Source organism: Massilia phyllosphaerae (genome assembly GCF_034659755.1).
In the GTDB taxonomy this organism is placed as follows: domain Bacteria; phylum Pseudomonadota; class Gammaproteobacteria; order Burkholderiales; family Burkholderiaceae_D; genus Telluria; species Telluria phyllosphaerae.
Window position 1 is genome coordinate 32,758 of sequence record NZ_JAXSQX010000006.1, and the last position, 17,085, is coordinate 49,842.

The 17,085-nt window shown below is 68.3% G+C and carries 12 protein-coding genes; 1 reads left to right on the forward strand and 11 read right to left on the reverse strand.

Features of this window, described 5'->3' with window-relative positions:
• Window positions 1-51 precede the first annotated feature (51 nt).
• The 5 genes from U1H99_RS21420 to U1H99_RS21440 all read right to left on the reverse strand — a co-directional run bounded on the left by U1H99_RS21420 (window position 52) and on the right by U1H99_RS21440 (window position 5,938).
• Complete coding sequence (locus U1H99_RS21420; protein ID WP_323143748.1) at window positions 52-876, reverse strand: alpha/beta hydrolase; 825 nt, start codon at window positions 874-876, stop codon at window positions 52-54.
• A 60-nt stretch (window positions 877-936) separates the two neighbouring features.
• Entirely contained in the window at window positions 937-1,872 is a 936-nt protein-coding gene (locus tag U1H99_RS21425) for a hypothetical protein (protein ID WP_323143749.1), read from the reverse strand.
• A gap of 204 nt (window positions 1,873-2,076) precedes the next feature.
• Window positions 2,077-4,389, reverse strand: a complete 2,313-nt coding sequence (locus U1H99_RS21430; RefSeq protein ID WP_323143750.1) for a xanthine dehydrogenase family protein molybdopterin-binding subunit — start codon at window positions 4,387-4,389, stop codon at window positions 2,077-2,079.
• On the reverse strand, window positions 4,386-5,405 hold the full coding sequence (locus U1H99_RS21435; RefSeq protein WP_323143751.1) for an FAD binding domain-containing protein: 1,020 nt from the start codon (window positions 5,403-5,405) through the stop codon (window positions 4,386-4,388). Before U1H99_RS21435 ends, U1H99_RS21430 begins: the two co-directional genes overlap by 4 nt.
• Window positions 5,402-5,938 carry a (2Fe-2S)-binding protein gene (locus U1H99_RS21440; RefSeq protein ID WP_323143752.1) on the reverse strand — a complete coding sequence of 179 codons (537 nt, stop codon included), beginning with the start codon at window positions 5,936-5,938 and terminating at the stop codon, window positions 5,402-5,404. The genes U1H99_RS21435 and U1H99_RS21440 overlap by 4 nt, the downstream gene beginning before the upstream one ends.
• Before the next feature lie 428 nt (window positions 5,939-6,366).
• Here U1H99_RS21440 and U1H99_RS21445 point away from each other — a divergent pair, with 428 nt between their 5' ends.
• Window positions 6,367-8,265 (forward strand): diguanylate cyclase domain-containing protein, encoded by a 1,899-nt coding sequence (locus U1H99_RS21445; RefSeq protein ID WP_323143753.1) that lies wholly within the window; start codon window positions 6,367-6,369, stop codon window positions 8,263-8,265.
• An 18-nt stretch (window positions 8,266-8,283) separates the two neighbouring features.
• Here the strand turns inward: U1H99_RS21445 and U1H99_RS21450 are convergent, their stop codons facing one another.
• The 6 genes from U1H99_RS21450 to kdpB form a co-directional block, all read right to left on the reverse strand.
• Complete coding sequence (locus U1H99_RS21450; protein WP_323143754.1) at window positions 8,284-9,873, reverse strand: CocE/NonD family hydrolase; 1,590 nt, start codon at window positions 9,871-9,873, stop codon at window positions 8,284-8,286.
• Between the two features lie 154 nt (window positions 9,874-10,027).
• Window positions 10,028-10,822 carry a TorF family putative porin gene (locus U1H99_RS21455; RefSeq protein ID WP_323143755.1) on the reverse strand — a complete coding sequence of 265 codons (795 nt, stop codon included), beginning with the start codon at window positions 10,820-10,822 and terminating at the stop codon, window positions 10,028-10,030.
• Between the two features lie 75 nt (window positions 10,823-10,897).
• Window positions 10,898-11,605 carry a response regulator gene (locus U1H99_RS21460; protein WP_323143756.1) on the reverse strand — a complete coding sequence of 236 codons (708 nt, stop codon included), beginning with the start codon at window positions 11,603-11,605 and terminating at the stop codon, window positions 10,898-10,900.
• On the reverse strand, window positions 11,598-14,384 hold the full coding sequence (locus U1H99_RS21465) for a DUF4118 domain-containing protein (protein ID WP_323143757.1): 2,787 nt from the start codon (window positions 14,382-14,384) through the stop codon (window positions 11,598-11,600). The genes U1H99_RS21460 and U1H99_RS21465 overlap by 8 nt, the downstream gene beginning before the upstream one ends.
• A gap of 23 nt (window positions 14,385-14,407) precedes the next feature.
• Entirely contained in the window at window positions 14,408-14,989 is a 582-nt protein-coding gene (kdpC, locus tag U1H99_RS21470; RefSeq protein WP_323143758.1) for a potassium-transporting ATPase subunit KdpC, read from the reverse strand.
• Between the two features lie 14 nt (window positions 14,990-15,003).
• Window positions 15,004-17,085, reverse strand: a complete 2,082-nt coding sequence (gene kdpB, locus U1H99_RS21475; RefSeq protein WP_323143759.1) for a potassium-transporting ATPase subunit KdpB — start codon at window positions 17,083-17,085, stop codon at window positions 15,004-15,006.

Consider the following 17,085-nt stretch of genomic DNA (forward strand, 5'->3'; position numbering starts at 1 on the left):
AACTACAGTGTAATGACAGTAAAATGACAAGTTTTATGCGTTGCCCAGCCTTTAGCCGCGCCGTTCGCCCAGCCGCAGCAGCCAGTCGCACAGCGGCTGCGCCGCATCTTCCCAGCGCGGTTCGAGCATCAGCGCATGGGCCAGGCGCGGCACCAGCGTCGGCAGCACGCCGTAGTAGGCGGCGGTGCCGCGTACCGCATTTTCACCGATGAAGCGGTCGGACCCACCGCCCAGCACGAACATCGGCGGCGCCTGCCACGGCGCCGGCGCGAATGGGCGCCAGCCCTGCAGCTCGACGCCGACATGGCGCGATTCGCCATGCACGCGCGCTATGAAGCGCGCATAGGTGGCGTCGGGCAGGTCGTCGGAAAACAGGTTACGGCGCATGATGGCGGGATCGAGACCGGCGGCGCTCTTGCCGTCCAGGCGCAGCAATTGCTGGAACAGGTCGGGCGCGGACAGCAGCATGCGCCAGGCGGAATACGCCAGGCCCCAGGGCGGCACCGATGCCAGCAGCGCCGCGCCGGCGAGCTTGCCGCCGCTGTTGCCGCCGGTGCGGATCCAGTCCTGCAACACGGCGCCGCCGAGCGAGTGGCCGATCACCACCAGCGGCCTGTCGGCCAGGCCGGCCGCGGTCCGGCGCAGGTCTTCGGTGTAGTCGGCCAGGCGCCAGTCGTTGAGGCGTTCGCGCCCCTCGCTGCCGCCATGGCCGCGCAGGCTCAGGGCGTGCACTTCGAAGCCGGCATCGGCCAGGTAGGGCATGAAGTGTTCTTCCCAGACCCAGGCGCCGACGCAGATGCCGTGCACTAGCAGCAGGCGCGGGCTGTCCGAGCGCGGACGCGCGGGTGTGCGCACGAGGATTTCGAGTTTCGGCATGGCGATGCCCTGGAAGACACGATGCCCCATCTTAGCGCATCGCGGCGTCAGTGCAACGCCTCAGTAGGGCGGCGCCTCCAGCATGGCGTCGAACAGAGCGGCGCGGGCCTCGCCGTGCGGACTGCGCCAGTACGAGGCCGCCGTGGAGGCGGGCACGCCGTCGCGCAGCAGGCGGTGTTCCAGCGGCCTTCCCATCAGGCGTACGTGAACGTAGCCGGCGAAGCTGTCGGCAATGTCTTCGTGCACGCTGGTGGCCGCGTACACGGTCGGAAAGCCGGTGCGGCCGAGTGCGGCGTAGGCCGCTTCGGCGTCGAGCAGCGACAGGCGTGGCGCGCCGTAGTAGACCAGTTCGCCGCGCAGCGAAAAATCGTGGCCGGCGCGCGGCGTAAAGCGGCCGTCCGGCGCCGCCTGCCAGCACAGGTCGAGCAGCGGGTAGGAAGGTGCGCCGGGGCCGGGGCGCCACCACATCGGCGCCAGTGCCTTGATGGCGGCCAGCACGTGGCCGAACTCGTGCAGCAGCACGAACTGCAGGGCGGCGACGCGGTCGTCGCCGGCGGCGTCGGCGATGCGCGCTTCCAGGCGCAGGCCGTCGGCTGCCTCGAACGGCATGTTCTCGCGCCGCTCGAACCAGCCGTTGGCGGTGACGTCGGCAAACGCGCCGGCATCGATGGCCACGAAGGCGCCGATCAGCTCGCCTTCGGGCCCGGCGACCACGCTGCTGACCGCCGAGGCGCCGGTGCCTTCCATCACGAACACGCCCAGCAGGCAGGGTGCGAGGTGGCGCAGCACGGCGCCGGGCAGGCCGGCCAGGGCGGCGTCGAGGTCTTGGTCCAAGGCGGCATCCGGGCGGGCGGGGCGCGCCACGGCGGCCTTGCCGGTGACCGCGTGATGGCGTGCGATGAAGTCGATCAGCTCGCGCGGGGCGACGCCGCGGCGCTCGGCGAGCGGGTAGCGCAGCAGGGTTTCCCAGAGCAGGGGATCGGACGTGACGAGCATGGTGTCGACGCGGCGGTTGCTGGATGGCTTATTGTCGCCAGAGTGCGCGTCGGAGGGAATCGGGGTTGGTGTAAATTCAGGTAAAAGCCATGCGCTGCAGGTGGTCGCTGGCACATGCACGTCGCCCCTGCGGAGGCAGGGGCCCAAGCTTGCGGTTCAGCTACGAACTTGGATCCCTGCCTGCGCAGGGACGACGAAGGCCTGTCAACTACGCTGGCCCACCGGCACTTCATGATCCCCCAGCAGGATCTTGTCCGGCGTGATCGGCGTGCTGCGCAGCCGCTTGCCGGTCGCATGGAAGATCGCATTCGCCACCGCCGCCGCGGTGCCGACGATGCCGATCTCGCCGACGCCCTTGGCGCCGAGCTGCTTGCTGACCACGCGGTCATCCTCGTCGACGAAGATCACATCGATGTCGTGGATGTCCGCATTGACTGCCACATGATATTCCGCAAAGTTGTGGTTCATGAAGCGGCCCAGGCGGTGGTCGGTGAAGCTTTCCTCGTGCAGCGCCTGGCTGATGCCCCAGACCACGCCGCCGATGATCTGGCTGGTAGCGGTCTTGGCGTTGATGATGCGGCCGGCCGCCACCGCGTCGACCACGCGCGTGACGCGCACGATGCCGAGCTTTTCGTTGACGCGCACCTCGACGAACACTGCCGAGTGCACCGCGCGCACGTACTTGCGCTGCTTCAGCATCTGCGGCGTCATCAGGAATTTTTCCTCGACCTTGTCCTTGCCGGCCTGGGCCAGCAGGGCGGACAGCTCGATGCCGTTGTCCGGCTGGCCGCGCAGGTGGATCTTGCCGTCGTTGAACTCGACGTCCTTGGCCTTCATGCCCTTGAAGATCGAATCCTTCTGCGACTGCGCCATCTTCAGCAGCGTGGTCTTGAGCTTGTCGCAGGCGCCGTGCACGCCGCCACCGACGGTTGCCATGTGCGAGGAACCGCCTTCGATCGGCGCCAGCGGGAGGGTCGAGTCACCCAGCTGGAAGGTCACGCGCTCGAGCGGCAGGCCGAGCTGTTCGGCGGCGACCATCGCCATCACGGTATAGGTACCGGTGCCGATGTCCGATGCCGCGCTGGACACCACCAGGCGTCCGTCGGCATGCAGCACCGCCGAAACGCGCGCCACCATCACCAGCGAATCCCAGATGCCGGTCGCCATGCCCCAGCCGATCAGCTCTTCGCCGTCGCGCATCGAGCGCGGCTCGAGCGGGCGGTCTTTCCAGCCGAAGCGTTCCGCACCCTGCAGGTAGCACTGGCGCAGTTCCTTGGTCGAGTAGGGCTTGTCGTCGAGCGGATTCACCTCGGCGTAGTTCTTCAGGCGCAGCTCGAGCGGGTCCATCTTGAGTTGATACGCCATCTCGTCCATCGCCACTTCGAGCGCGTGCACGCCGTGGGCGGCGCCCGGGGCGCGCATGTCGATCGGGCTGTGGCGGTCCTGGCCGATCACCTTGTAGTCCAGCTTGATGTTGTCGCAGGCGTACAGCTGGCCGGACCAGTTGACGATCACTTCGACGTAATCCTCGAGGCGCGAGGTTTCCTGCAACGCTTCGTGCCAGATGGCCTGCAGCTTGCCGTCCGGCGTGGCGCCCAGCTTGATCTTCTGCCAGGTCTCGGGACGGTGGCCGAAGCTGAACATCTGCTGGCGCGTCAGGACCACCCGCACCGAGCGCTTCAGCTTGAGCGCCGCCATTACCGCCAGCGGCAGCTGGTATTGCGGACGCAGGCCGGAGCCGAAGGCGCCGCCCACGTAGGGGTTGCGTACCGTGACCTTGTCCTTGGACAGGCCGAAGGCATGCGAAACGTACCAGCGGCAGTTCTGCGAACTCTGGTTCTTGTCGTAGATGGTCAGGTGGCCGTCTTCGCCGTAGACCACTGTGGAGGCGAACATCTCCATCGGGTTGTGGTGCTCGACGCCGTGGTAGAACTCGGATTCGATCTTGACCGGCGCCGCATCCCAGGCCTTTTCGCCGTCGCCCTTCGAGCTTGGGGGCGTGAAGCCGGCCTTCAGCGGGCGCGGTTTGTAGGCCTTGTGCAGGCTGTCCAGCAGGTTGGTGTCGTGCTCTTCGATGTCGTAGGTGGCTTTCACCAGCGCGGCGGCATGGCGCGCCGCTTCGAAGGTCTCGCCGATCACCAGCGCGATCGGCTGGCCGCTGTAGAAGATGCGGTCGCTGAACAGCGGGCGGAAGGGCGAGCCGGCCGGCGCCGTCATGTCCTTGAAGGCCAGGTCGTTGGAGCGCATCTTGGGCCGGTTCTCGTGCGTGATCACGTCGATCACGCCGGGGGCGGCCAGGGCCGCGCCGGTGTCGATGCTCTTGATGCGGCCCTTCGTCGCGGTGCCGCTGACGACCACGCCGTAGGCCAGGTCGGGCGCCGCGTGTTCGGCCGCATACTGGGCGGCGCCGGTCACCTTGGCGTGGCCGTCCACGCGCGACACGGCCATGCCGGTGCGTACGCGGCCGGTGCCCTCGGGCGCGACCGGGGTGCGCAGTTCGGGAATCAGGTCGGTCATTCTGTACCTCTCTTTGCAAACTCGGTGCCGCGCACGGCGGTGTTCAGGGCCTGCACGATGGCGTTCTTCGCCAGCGTCAGCTTGAACGCGTTCTGGCCATAGCCGCGCGCACCCTCCAGGATGCGGTCGGCGGCCGCTTCGAAGACGGCCTCGCCGGCGGTCTTGCCGACCAACTGCTGTTCCGCTTCCTCCACGCGCCACGGTTTGTGGGCGACGCCGCCGAGGGCGATGCGGGCGGCGCGGATGGTGCCGCCGTCCAGGTCGAGCGCGGCGGCCACCGACACCAGCGCGAACGCATACGACAAGCGGTCGCGTACCTTGACGTAGGCCGAATGATCGACGAAGCGCGCCGCATCGGGCAGCGTGATGTAGGTGATCAGCTCACCCGGCTGCAGGTTGGTGTCGATGTGCGGCGTGTCGCCGGGCAGGCGGTGGAACTCGGCGAACGGGATCGCGCGCTCGCCGCCGTTGCTCGACTTTACGTGCACCGTGGCATCGAGCGCGCGCAGCGCAACGCACATGTCGGACGGGTGGGTGGCGATGCATTGCTCGCTGGTGCCGAGGATGGCCAACTGGCGGTTGATGCCGTTCTTGGCCGGGCAGCCGGTGCCGGGTTCGCGCTTGTTGCAGGGCGTGCCGACGTCGTAGAAATAGACGCAGCGGGTACGCTGCAGCAGGTTGCCGCCGTTGCTCGCCATGTTGCGCAGCTGCGGCGAGGCGGCGGCCAGCATGGCGGCCGACAGCAGCGGGTAGCGGCTGCGCACCGTGTCGTGGTAGGCCGTGGCGGCATTGCGCGCCAGCGCGCCGAGGCGCAGGCCGCCTTCGTGTTCTTCGATGACGTCGAGGCCTGCATGTTCGAGCGGGTTGATGTCGACCAGGCTGGAAGGCGTCATCACCCCTTCCTTCATCAGGTCGAGCAGGTTGGTGCCGCCGGCCACCGGGCGCGCGCCGTCGGGCGCGAGCAGGGGCAGGGCAGCATCGATGTTCTGGGCTTGGGCAAAGGTGAATGGATTCATACGAGCACCGGTCCGGTTGTGAATCCATCGGCACCGGAGGCTGCGCCCGGCTTCTCTTCCTTGATACCAATCACCTTGCACACCGCCTGGCGGATCTGCGGATAGGCGCCGCAGCGGCACAGGTTGCCGCTCATCAGTTCGCGCACGTCGTCGACGGTTTTCGCCTGGCCTTCGGCGATCAGGCCAGCGGCCGAACAGATCTGCCCCGGCGTACAGTAACCGCACTGGAAAGCATCCTGTTCGATGAAGGCCTGCTGCAGCGGATGCAGCTCGTTGCCTTTCGCCATGCCTTCGATCGTGGTTACTTCATGTCCGTTCTGCATGACGGCCAAGGTCAGGCAGGAATTCACGCGCTTGCCGTCGACCAGCACGGTGCAGGCGCCACACTGTCCGTGGTCGCAGCCTTTCTTGGTGCCGGTCAATCCGGCCCGTTCGCGCAGCAGGTCGAGCAGGGTGACCCAGGATTCGACTTCGAAATCCCGGTCCTGGTCGTTGATGCGCAGCCGGATGGGGTACTGCTGGTAGAGGTCCATGGCCGTCCTTTCATGAGAAGCCTCTACCTTACGAGGCGGACGCGCACTGGACGGTTAAATGACACACATAATGAAAAGACAACTGAAACTCGAATGCTGTGGTACCAGCGCGACACACGCTTCACTCTTTTACAGCCAGGTAATGTATTGGCGTCACAATGGAGTCCGGACATCCGGCACAGCGGAAGGCCGCATACAGACTGGATGCAGCCGGATAATCCGGTTGTTGACGCACAAACGTTTTTACTGGTAATAAAATATTTCTATAATGCAATGATTGTGGTTGTAATGCACTATTTACTCCAGTTCGGCTAGAATCGGCACATCCAGCTGTGCTTCGCGCCGATACCACCGCGCTCTCGCTACCCAGCTTCATCCGGCCACAACGCTGCCGGTTCTTTCTTAGCCCACCGCGGCAAGGATTGTTAATGCTCAGCCAACAAGAACTCGCAGAACAAGAACGTATCTCGGCATTGCACCGCCTGAACATCCTCGATAGCCCAGGGGAAGAACGTTTCGACCGTTTCACACGCCTGGCGGCGGCCGCCTTCGGCGTGCCGATCGCGCTTGTCTCGCTGGTCGACACCGACCGCCAGTGGTTCAAGTCCTGCATCGGCATGGACGCGCCCGGGACGGCGCGCTCGATCGCCTTTTGCAGCCACGCGGTAGCGCTGGACGACATGCTGGTGGTGCCGGATACCCGGCTCGACGAGCGCTTTGCGGCCAACCCGCTGGTGACGGGCGCCCCCCACGTGCGGTTCTACGCCGGCCAGCCGGTGCGAAGCCTGGACGGCCAGCCGCTCGGCACCCTGTGCATCGTCGATACCCGCCCGCGCATGCTGGACGACGCCGGCCGCCGCATGCTTCGCGACCTGGCCCAGCTGGTGCAGGATGAACTGAACCGCAGCGTGCTGGTGGCCGCGCGCGACGCCGCCCGCCATGAGCTGATCGAACTGAATGCGCGGCTGGAACGCCGCGTCGAAGAGCGCACGCGCGAGCTGCACGAGAAGAACCATGCGCTCGAGCAGGAAATGCAGCAGCGCCAGGCGACCAAGCAGGCGCTGCGCCAGAAGCAGGCCCTGCTGGATGCGGTGCTGGAATCGGTGGACGTCGGCGTGATCGCCTGCGACGCCGACGGCAAGCTGAGCGTGTGCAACCGCGAAGCACGGGAATTCAATGGCCTCGACGGCGTGCCCATGAACGACTGGGTCGCCCATTACGAAGTGTTCTGCGAAGACGGCGTGACCCCGATGAAGGTCGACGAACTGCCGCTGGTGCGCGCACTGCGCGGGGAACGGGTGCAGGACCAGCCGATGGTGGTGGGCTGTGGCGGTAACGTGCCGCGCCGCGTGCTGGTCAGCGGCCGCCCGTTGAAGGGCGGCGGCGGCGAAACGCTGGGCGCCGTGGTCGCCCTGAAGGACGTCAGCGAGCTGTATGCCTCGCGCACGCTGGCGCTCGAAAGCGAGGAACGCCTGCGCACCATCGCCGACAACGTGCCGGCCCTGATCGCCTACCTCGACACCGGCCTGCGCTACCGCTTCGCCAACGACCGCTACCGCGAATGGTTCGGCGTGCGCAGCGAGACCATGATCGGCAAGACCATCCCCGAAGCGATGGGCGAGGCTTTCTATGCGCCGCGCCGGGCGGCGCTGGAGCGCTGCCTGTCCGGCCACGGCTCCTATCTCGAGATCGAGGAAGAGCGGCGCGGCCGCAAGCGCGTGATCAGCACCACCTACCTGCCGCACCTGCGCGACGGCAAGGTGCAGGGCATCTACGTGCTCTCGACCGACGCGACCTCGTCGCGCGAATACGAGCGCCAGCTGCATGCGCTGGCCCATTCCGACCACCTGACCGGCCTGCCCAACCGCCGCAGCTACGAAGAGCGCCTGGTGCAGGCGATCGCGCGCGCGCGCCGCGGCGCCATGCCGCTGGCCCTGGCCTACCTCGACGTCGACCATTTCAAGCAGATCAACGACAGTCTCGGCCACGCCGGCGGCGACGCCGTGCTGCGCGAATTCGGCCGCCGCCTGAATGCCGCCGTGCGCGTCACCGACACCGTGGCGCGCCTGGCCGGCGACGAATTCGTGATCGTGCTCGAGCAGGTCGGCTCGCCGCTCGAATGCCGCCGCATCGGCGACAAGCTGCTGGAAGCGATGCAGGCGCCGTTCGAGATCGACGGCAAGCAGCTGCCGGTCACGGCCAGCATCGGCTTCGCCTGGAGCGCCCACCCGGAGCAGGCCACGCTGGCGCAGGGCGCCGACGCGGCCCTGTACGCATCCAAGCACGCCGGCCGCAACACCGCGTCGGTGCAGGTGGCCGGGCACTGATCCCGGCTGCAGTCACGCTCAGGGTGCCGAGGCGCCCGGGGCGGCCGTGCCGTGTTCCTTCACATACCGGATGGCATCGGCGTTCTTGGGATCGAGTTCGAGCACGCGGCGGTAGCTGGCCAGCGCTTCCTGTGCCTGGCTGGTCTTGGCCTGCATCTCGCCCAGGCCGTCATGCATGATGCTCTGGTTCGGATACAGGCGGGCGCCGAGGCGGAATATCTCGCGCGCCTGCGCCGGACGCCCGACCTGGGACAGCTGCACGCCCCAGCCGATCAGCGCATTCTCGTCCAGCTTGAACGCCGGGTTCTGGGCGACGAAGCGATCGTATTCCGGAATCGCCTTGTCGAAGCCGGCGGCGGCCAGGCTGCGGACGAAGCTTTCCTGCGTCGGCGGTACGCTGCCCTTGTGGCGCCGGATATCGGTGAGCATCGTATGCGCCGGCACCTGGTTGGCGGCCGGGGTGTTGTTCAGGAAGGCGAGGCCACTGCTGTCGCCCTTCAGGTAGGCGTCCAGGAAGCGCAGGGTATAGCGTGCGGCCCAGCTGTGCTGCAGGTTGACCTCGTCGCGGCTGTAGTCGCCGAAATCGCTGAACTCCTTATCCGCCATCATGCGCAAGGCATACGAGGCAAAGTCCGGATGCTTCATCGGCAGCATCGATACGATGTACACGTCCGAATACTTCATCTGGTTCATGAACGAATAATCGGTGCGCATGTTCTCCGAGCGGTTCAGGGCTTCCATCGTCCTCGGCCGCGAGCCGACGAACAGCATCGGCAGCGCCACCCGCGCCGGCGTCACGTAAGGCGCCGCCTCCTTGCCGCCGTCGACCAGCTTCGGAAAGCTGCGGATCGACCCATCCAGGCTGACCAGCGCCTTGATGCGCGCATCCTTGGCCGCGGCGAACACATTCGCGAGGCCGCCCCAGCTGAAGCCGACCGCGGCCACCTTGGCGCTATCGGCCTGCAGCAGCGTCGCCGCGTAGCCGATCAGGAAGGAGATGTCGGCGGCTTGCGCTTCCACGCCTTCGATGTCGGTTGTCATCGCGCGCGTGTGCGCACCCAGCGAAGGGCTGGACAGCACGATGTAGCCGTGGCTGGCCAGCAGCTCGCACAAATCGGTGTTTTCGATGGCGTAGGATGAGTAGCTGGGCGCATAGATCACGACCGGGAACTTGCCACCTTCAGGACGCGCATCGCGCACCGCCAGTTGCGGCCGGGCGATGTCGCGCAGCAGCGCCTCGCGGTGGCCGGCGGCGTTGCCGTCGATGCGTTCGGCGGTCATGCGCTGGATGTCCGCCGGGCTGCGCGTGAACTCGTCTTCGCTCGGCACCGTGTCCAGGTAGTCGCGGTAGGTGACCGGCTTGCCGCCGCGCGCCGCCGGGTACCAGACCAGCGTCTGCACCGGGCGCGCGCGCTCGCCCTTCACAGGTTCGCCGGTGGCCAGGTCGATCTCGGCCTTGTAGCTGCGCGCGCGGTCGTACTGCTGGACGACCTTGAGCCCGACCGCATGCGGGCCGGGCGGGACGGAGAAGGTGAAGCCGTCGGCGGCGTGGGCGGCGCCGGCGGCGCTCAGGATCAGGCAGGCGATGACGCGTGTTGGAAGTGGCATGGTCGATGGTCTCGGTTGAGGGCAGGTGTTTGCAAACAGTTATTGCAAGACCTGTGCCATCTTCCAAGTCATTGATTCACAAGACTTTGCGATCGGCGCGCACGGTGTCCGCACTGTCCGCTCGCGGTGACCACGGACAGCGCGGACAGGCCGTTCAGAACGTCCGCGCTACGCCCAGCACCAGCGCCTTGCGGCCCAGGAACTTGCCGTTCGCGGCCGAGGTGTAGGCCGCTTCGGCGGCGTTGGTGCCGACCGCCGCCAGGGTCACCGTGGTCGGACCCCAGGCCTTGCTGACGCCGAGCTTCCAGTCGGTGTAGCTGGCGTTCAGGCTGTGCTGCACGTGCTGGCGGCCGGCGTGCAGGATCACGGTGAAGCCGTTGCCGGCATCCAGGTTGGCGCCCAGGTCCACGTAGCTGCTGTAGCGGCTGTCGACGAAGCCGAACAGGTTGGTCAGCGCATTCGAGTACTTGATATAGTAGGGACCGTAGCCGAGCTGGCCGTACACCTCGCCGGTATTGCCGTTGACGTAGCCCGGCACGTCGCCCAGGCCGTTGCCCGGGTAGACGTAGCCGAGCACGCCGACGTCGTAGCTGACGCCGTTGTCCAGGGTGCCGCGCTTGCCGCCATACACGTCGACTTCGACGTGGCCGCCGCCGCCGGCATCCTTGGCCCAGGTAATGCTCGACAGCCAGGTGCCGGCGTACCAGCCGCTGGCCGGGTCGGTCCAGTCGGCGCCGCCCTGCAGGGCCGGGTGCAGGCGGGTCTGCGAGATGCCGCGGTAGCGGTAATCCGAGATCAGGCCCAGGTTGTAGCTGACCGAGGCGGCTGCCGGGGCGGCTTCGGCGGCTGGCGTGGCGTCGGCGCCGGCGCCGGTCGGTGCCGGGCTGGCTTCCTGCGCAAAAGCGGGGCAGGCAAGGACGAACAGGGTGGTGGCGATGAGGTGTTTCATGTGTTTTCTCTTTCTTCGGGATGAGCCGGTCCCGCGCCTCGCGGCGCAACCGGTTTTTGACTGCTTGGGGAAAATCTAGACGGGGATCGCCAGCCGGTAACCTACGCCGGTCTCGGTGATCAGGTACTTCGGCTGCGCCGGGTCGTCCTCCAGCTTGCGCCGCAGGTGGCCCATGTAGATGCGCAGATAGTGGGGACTGTTGACGGACTGCTGGCCCCACACTTCGCGCAGCAGTTGCGGGTTGCTGACCACGCGTCCGGCATTGCGCGCCAGTGCGGCCAGCAGCTTGAACTCAGTCGGCGCCAGGCGCACGCCGTGGCCGTCGCGGGTGACGCCATGGCCCTGCAGGTCGATCGCGACCGTGCCGAAGCGCACCACGCTGCCATTGTCCTCGGGGGCCTGCACGCGCCGCTGGCGGCGCAGGGCCGAGCGCACGCGCGCCATCAGCTCGGCCACGCCGAAGGGCTTGGTCAGGTAGTCGTCGGCGCCGGCATCGAGCGCCCGCACCTTTTCCGATTCCAGCGTGCGCGCCGACAGCACGATGACGGCGGCGCGCGACCACTGGCGCAGGTCGGTGATGAGGGCGACGCCGTCGCCGTCGGGCAGGCCGAGGTCGAGCACCACCAGGTCGGGCTGGCGGGTGCCGGCGGCCATCAGGCCCTGGCGGCAGTTGCCGGCCTCGATCACCTGCCAGCCTTCGTCTTCCAGCGCTTCGCGCACGAAACGGCGGATCTGGGCTTCGTCCTCGACCAGCAGGGCGACCGGCTTCTGTTGTTCATTCATGGTGCGGCTCCGCGCGGGTATCAGTGTCTGCGTCATGGTCGGCGTCGAGGTCGGGCAGGGCCGGCGGCGGCGGCGGGGGTTCAGCGCGCGGCAGCGCGATCACGATGCGGGCGCCGCCTTCCGGGGCCTGCTCGGCGTGGATGGTGCCGCCGTGCGCGTTCACGATCGCGCGGCAGATCGCCAGTCCCAGGCCCACGCCCGGGGTGCTGGATTCCGGCTGGCCGCGCGTGAACTTGTCGAAGATCGCTTCCTCGCGCCCCGGCGGCAGGCCCGGTCCGTTGTCGGTCACGCGCAGCTGCAGCGCGTCGCCGCGCACGCGCGCGTCGAGCACCACCCGGCTGCCGGGCGGCGTGTACTTGGCGGCGTTTTCCAGCACGTTGCACAGCACGCGTTCCAGCAGCGGGGCGTCGAAGCGCACCAGCGGCAGGTCGGGCGGAATATGCGTCTCGATCGTGTGCCCGGCCAGCACGGCGCCGCTGGCGCGCAGCGCGCTGCCGACCACTTCCTCGATCGACTGCCACTCCAGGTGCAGGTGCACGCCGCCGCTCTGGATGCGCGCCATGTCGAGCAGGTTGGTGACCAGCGTGTTCATGCGCAGCGCTTCGCTCTTGAGGGTGGCGGCCAGGTCGGCCTGCTGGCTGGACAGCGGCGGGCGCGAGGCGGCCAGCGTTTCCGACAGCCCGACCAGCAGCGTCAGCGGCGTGCGCAGGTCGTGCCCGAGCGCCGCCAGCAGCGAGTTGCGCAGGCGCTCGGATTCCATGTCGACCAGCGCGCCCTGGGCCACCTCGATGTAGTGCACGCGCTCGAGGGCGATCGCGGTCAGCGTGGCGAAGGTGTCGAGCTGCTGGCGCTGTTCCGGCACCGCCATCCAGTCGCCGGCGGACGCCGCCGGTGGCAGCAGGGCCAGCACGCCGCGGGTGCGCATCGGGGCCACCAGCGGCAGGTAGAACAGCGGGCTGGCCGGCAGGGTGTCGGTGCCCAGGCCGGCCGGCTGCGCATGGTCGAAGGCCCATTGCGCGGTGCCGGCTTCGGGCAGGGGACCGTCGGAAACCGTATCCGACGGCGGCTGCAGGCGGCCCTCGGCGTCCGGCAACAGCAGCGTGGCGCGCGCGCGGAATGCCTGCGCCACGAATTCGCGGGTGGCGTCCAGCACCTGCTCCGGCTGCAGCGCGCCCGACAGCCGGCTGGCGAACTCGTACAGCGCATGCCAGCGCCGCTCGCGCTGGCGCGCCGCCTGGGCCTGGAAGCGCAGCAGCGCGGTCAGGTGGCCGGTGATCAGGCCCACCGCCAGCATCACGCCGAAGGTCACCACGTACTGGAAATCGGACACCGCGAACGAGAAGCGCGGCGCCACGAACACGAAGTCGAGCGTGGCCACGCTGATGCAGGTGGCTAGCACCGAGGGCCCGCGTCCGCAGCGGTAGGCCACGCCCAGCACCACCAGCATGAACAGCATGGCGATGTTGGCCAGGTCGAGCCAGTCGTCGAGCAGCCAGCCGAGCAGGCCGGCAGCCAGGCTGGCGCCGGCCCCGAGCAGGTAGTGCAGCAGCTGTGCCCGCGCCTGGGCCGGTTCCGCGCCGGCGGGGCGGGCGGCACCCCGCTCCCGCAAGGCGCGCGCCGGCACCGCGGCGGCCGCGATCTCGAGCAGGTCGGCCCCCGGCGCCAATTGCGCCAGGCGCTGCGCCAGTGCGGGACGCCAGGCCTGCCACGGCTTCCAGGCAGCGGCAGGCGCCGGCCGCCCCAGCACCAGGCGCGACAGGTTGCGGCTGCCGGCATAGCGCGCCAGCTCGGCCGCCACGTCGGTGCCGGGCAGGACCGCGGTGGCGGCGCCCAGCTTTTCGGCCAGGCGCAGGTTGTCGAGGATCTGTTGGCGGCGTGCCGCCGGCAGGCGCTGCAGCGGCGGGGTTTCCACATACACCGCATGCCAGCGCGCCCCCAGCTGGCCGGCCAGGCGCGCGCTGCTGCGCACCACCTGTTCGGCGTCCGCACCCGGGCCGACGCAGGCCAGCAGCGCGGCGCCGGTCTTCCACAGCGTGTCGACCGACTGTTCCACGCGCCAGGCGCGCACGTCGCCCTCGACGCGGTCGGCGGTACGACGCAGCGCCAGCTCGCGCAGCGCGATCAGGTTCCCCTTGCGGAAGAAGTTGCCGGCGGCGCGGTCGGCCTGCGGTCCCTGGTAGACCCGGCCCGATTTCAGGCGCGCCAGCAGCTCGTCGGCCGGCAAATCGACCAGCACCACTTCGTCGGCGCGGTCGAACACCGTGTCCGGCACGGTTTCGGCGACGCGGATGCCGGTGATGCCGCCGACCACGTCGTTCAGGCTTTCTAGGTGCTGCACGTTGACCGTGGTCCAGACGTCGATGCCGGCGGCCAGCAGGTCCTCGACGTCCTGCCAGCGCTTGCGGTGGCGCGAACCGGGCACGTTGGAATGCGCCAGTTCGTCCACGAGTACCAAGGGCGCGCCGGCGGCCAGGGCGCCGTCGATGTCGAACTCGGGCAGGTTCTTGCCGCGGTAGCCGACCTGCTTGAGCGGCAGTTGCGGCAAGCCGTCGAGCAGGGCGGCGGTCTCGCGCCGGCCATGGGTCTCGACCACGCCGGCCAGCACGGCTTGCGCCGGCAGCGTGCGCGCCGCCGACAGCATGGCCCAGGTCTTGCCGACCCCGGCCGAGGCGCCGAAGTAGATGCGCAGGCGCCCGCGCCGGGCGCGCGCTTCCTGTTCGCGCATCCGTGCCAGCAGCTGGTCGGGGTCGGGCCTATGTGCTTCGTTTGCCATCGTCATGTCCGCAAGTCGTTACCGTGTGCTCAGCGTACCGGGAAATAGCGGTCCAGTGCCAGGTTCAATTCCAGCACATTCACGCGCGCTTCGCCGAACATGCCCAGCAGCGGCTGCCGCGTGTGGCGTCCCACCAGTTCCTGCAGGGACGCCGGGGCGATGCCGCGGGCGCGCGCCACGCGCCCGAGCTGGTACAGGATGGCCGCCGGGCTGATCTCCGGATCGAGGCCGCTGGCGGAGGCGGTCACCAGGTCGACCGGCACCGGCGCCTTGTTGGCCGGGTCGGCCGCATGGAGGGCGTCGATGCGGCCTTTCACCGCCTCCACCAGCGCCGGGTTCAGCGGACCCTGGTTGGAACCCGAGGAGCCGGCCGCATTGTAGGGCATCGGCGCGGTGGCCGACGGGCGGCCCCAGAAGTAGCGCGGGGACGAGAACGGCTGGCCGATCAGGCTGGAGCCGCGCAGCTTGCCGCCTTCGGCGATCAGGCTGCCGGCCGCCTGCGCCGGGAAGACGAGCTTGCCGGCACCGGTCACCAGCAGCGGATAGACGCCGCCGCACAGCAGGGTCAGCGCCAGCAGCAGCACGAGGGCGGGACGGAATTGGGATGTCATGATGCGTTCCTAAATTAAGCCATATTCATGGCGGCCAGCGCCATGTCGATCAGTTTGATGCCGGCGAACGGCAGAAGGATGCCGCCCAGGCCGTACACCAGCATGTTGCGGCGCAGGAGGGCTGCGGCGCCGATCGCGCGGTAGGCGATGCCCTTCAGCGCCAGCGGGATCAGGAACACGATGATCAGCGCATTGAAGATCACCGCCGACATGATCGCCGAGCCCGGACTGGCGAGGTGCATCACGTCGAGCGCCTTCAGCTGCGGGTAGGTGGCGACAAAGGCCGCCGGGATGATCGCGAAGTACTTGGCGATGTCGTTGGCGATCGAGAAGGTGGTCAGGGCGCCGCGCGTCATCAGCATCTGCTTCCCGATCTCGACGATCTCGAGCAGCTTGGTCGGGTTCGAATCGAGGTCGACCATGTTGCCGGCTTCCTTGGCCGCCTGGGTGCCGCTGTTCATCGCCACCGCGACGTCGGCCTGGGCCAGCGCCGGGGCGTCGTTGGTACCGTCGCCGGTCATTGCCACCAGGCGGCCGTCGGACTGGTACTGGCGGATCAGCTTCAGCTTGTCCTCGGGCGTGGCTTCGGCCAGGAAGTCGTCGACCCCGGCTTCGGCCGCGATCGCCGCCGCCGTCAGGCGGTTGTCGCCGGTGATCATCACGGTCTTGATGCCCATGCGCCGCAGTTCGGCGAAGCGCTCCTTGATGCCGCCCTTGACGATGTCCTTCAGTTCCACCACGCCCATCACGCGGCCGCCGTCGACCACCACCAGTGGCGTGCTGCCGCGGCGCGACACGTCGTCCACCGCATGGCCGACCGCGGCCGGGTAGTCGTAGCCGAGGCCCAGCACGTACTTGCGCATGGTGTCGGCCGCGCCCTTGCGCAGCGGGCGCTCGTCGAGATCGACGCCGCTCATGCGGGTCTGCGCGGTGAACGGCACGAACTCCGCGTTCAGTTCCGCCATCTCGCGGGCACGCAGATTGAACTTCTGCTTGGCCAGCACCACGATGCTGCGGCCTTCCGGGGTCTCGTCGGCCAGCGAGGCCAGTTGCGCGGCTTCGGCCAGTTCGCGCTCGGTGACGCCCGGCGCCGGCAGGAAGGTGGAGGCCTGGCGGTTGCCGAGGGTGATGGTGCCGGTCTTGTCCAGCAGCAGCACGTCGACGTCGCCGGCGGCTTCCACCGCGCGGCCCGAGGTCGCGATCACGTTGGCGCCCATCATGCGGCTCATGCCGGCCACGCCGATGGCGGACAGCAGGCCGCCGATGGTGGTCGGGATCAGGCACACCAGCAGCGCCACCAGCACCGTCACCGTGATCGGCAGGCTGGCGACGCCGGCCGCCTTGGCCGCATCCACCGCGAACAGCGAGAACGGCAGCAGCGTCGCCGTGACCACCAGGAACACGATGGTCAGCGCCACCAGCAGGATGGTCAGCGCGATCTCGTTCGGCGTCTTCTTGCGGTTGGCGCCTTCGACCATGGCGATCATGCGGTCGATGAAGGCTTCGCCCGGATTCACGGCGATCTTCAGCACCAGCCAGTCCGACAGCACGCGGGTGCCGCCGGTGACGGCCGAGAAGTCGCCGCCGGATTCGCGGATCACCGGCGCCGATTCGCCGGTGATGGCCGATTCGTCTACCGAGGCCACGCCCTGCACCACGTCGGCGTCGGCGGGGATGATGTCGCCGGCTTCGACCAGCACGAACATGCCCTTGCGCAGGTCGGTGGCGGGGCAGGGCAGCCACGTGGTGCCGTGCTGGGGGGCGCTCAGCTTCTTGGCCATCACGGTCTGCTTGAGGGCGCGCAGCGCGGCCGCCTGGGCCTTGCTGCGGCCTTCGGCCAGGCTTTCGGCGAAGTTCGCGAACAGCACCGTGAACCACAGCCACAGGCTGATTGAAAAAACGAAACCTGCCGACGCTTCGCCGTTGCCGCGCAGGGCGTCCAGCCACAGCAGCGTGGTGATGATGGAACCGACGTACACCACGAACATCACCGGGCTGCGCCACTGCTTGCGCGGGTCGAGTTTGCGGAACGAGTCGATCACGGCCGGGCCGGCCAGTTTCGGATCGAACATGCTGACTTTATTGGCATGCGACAT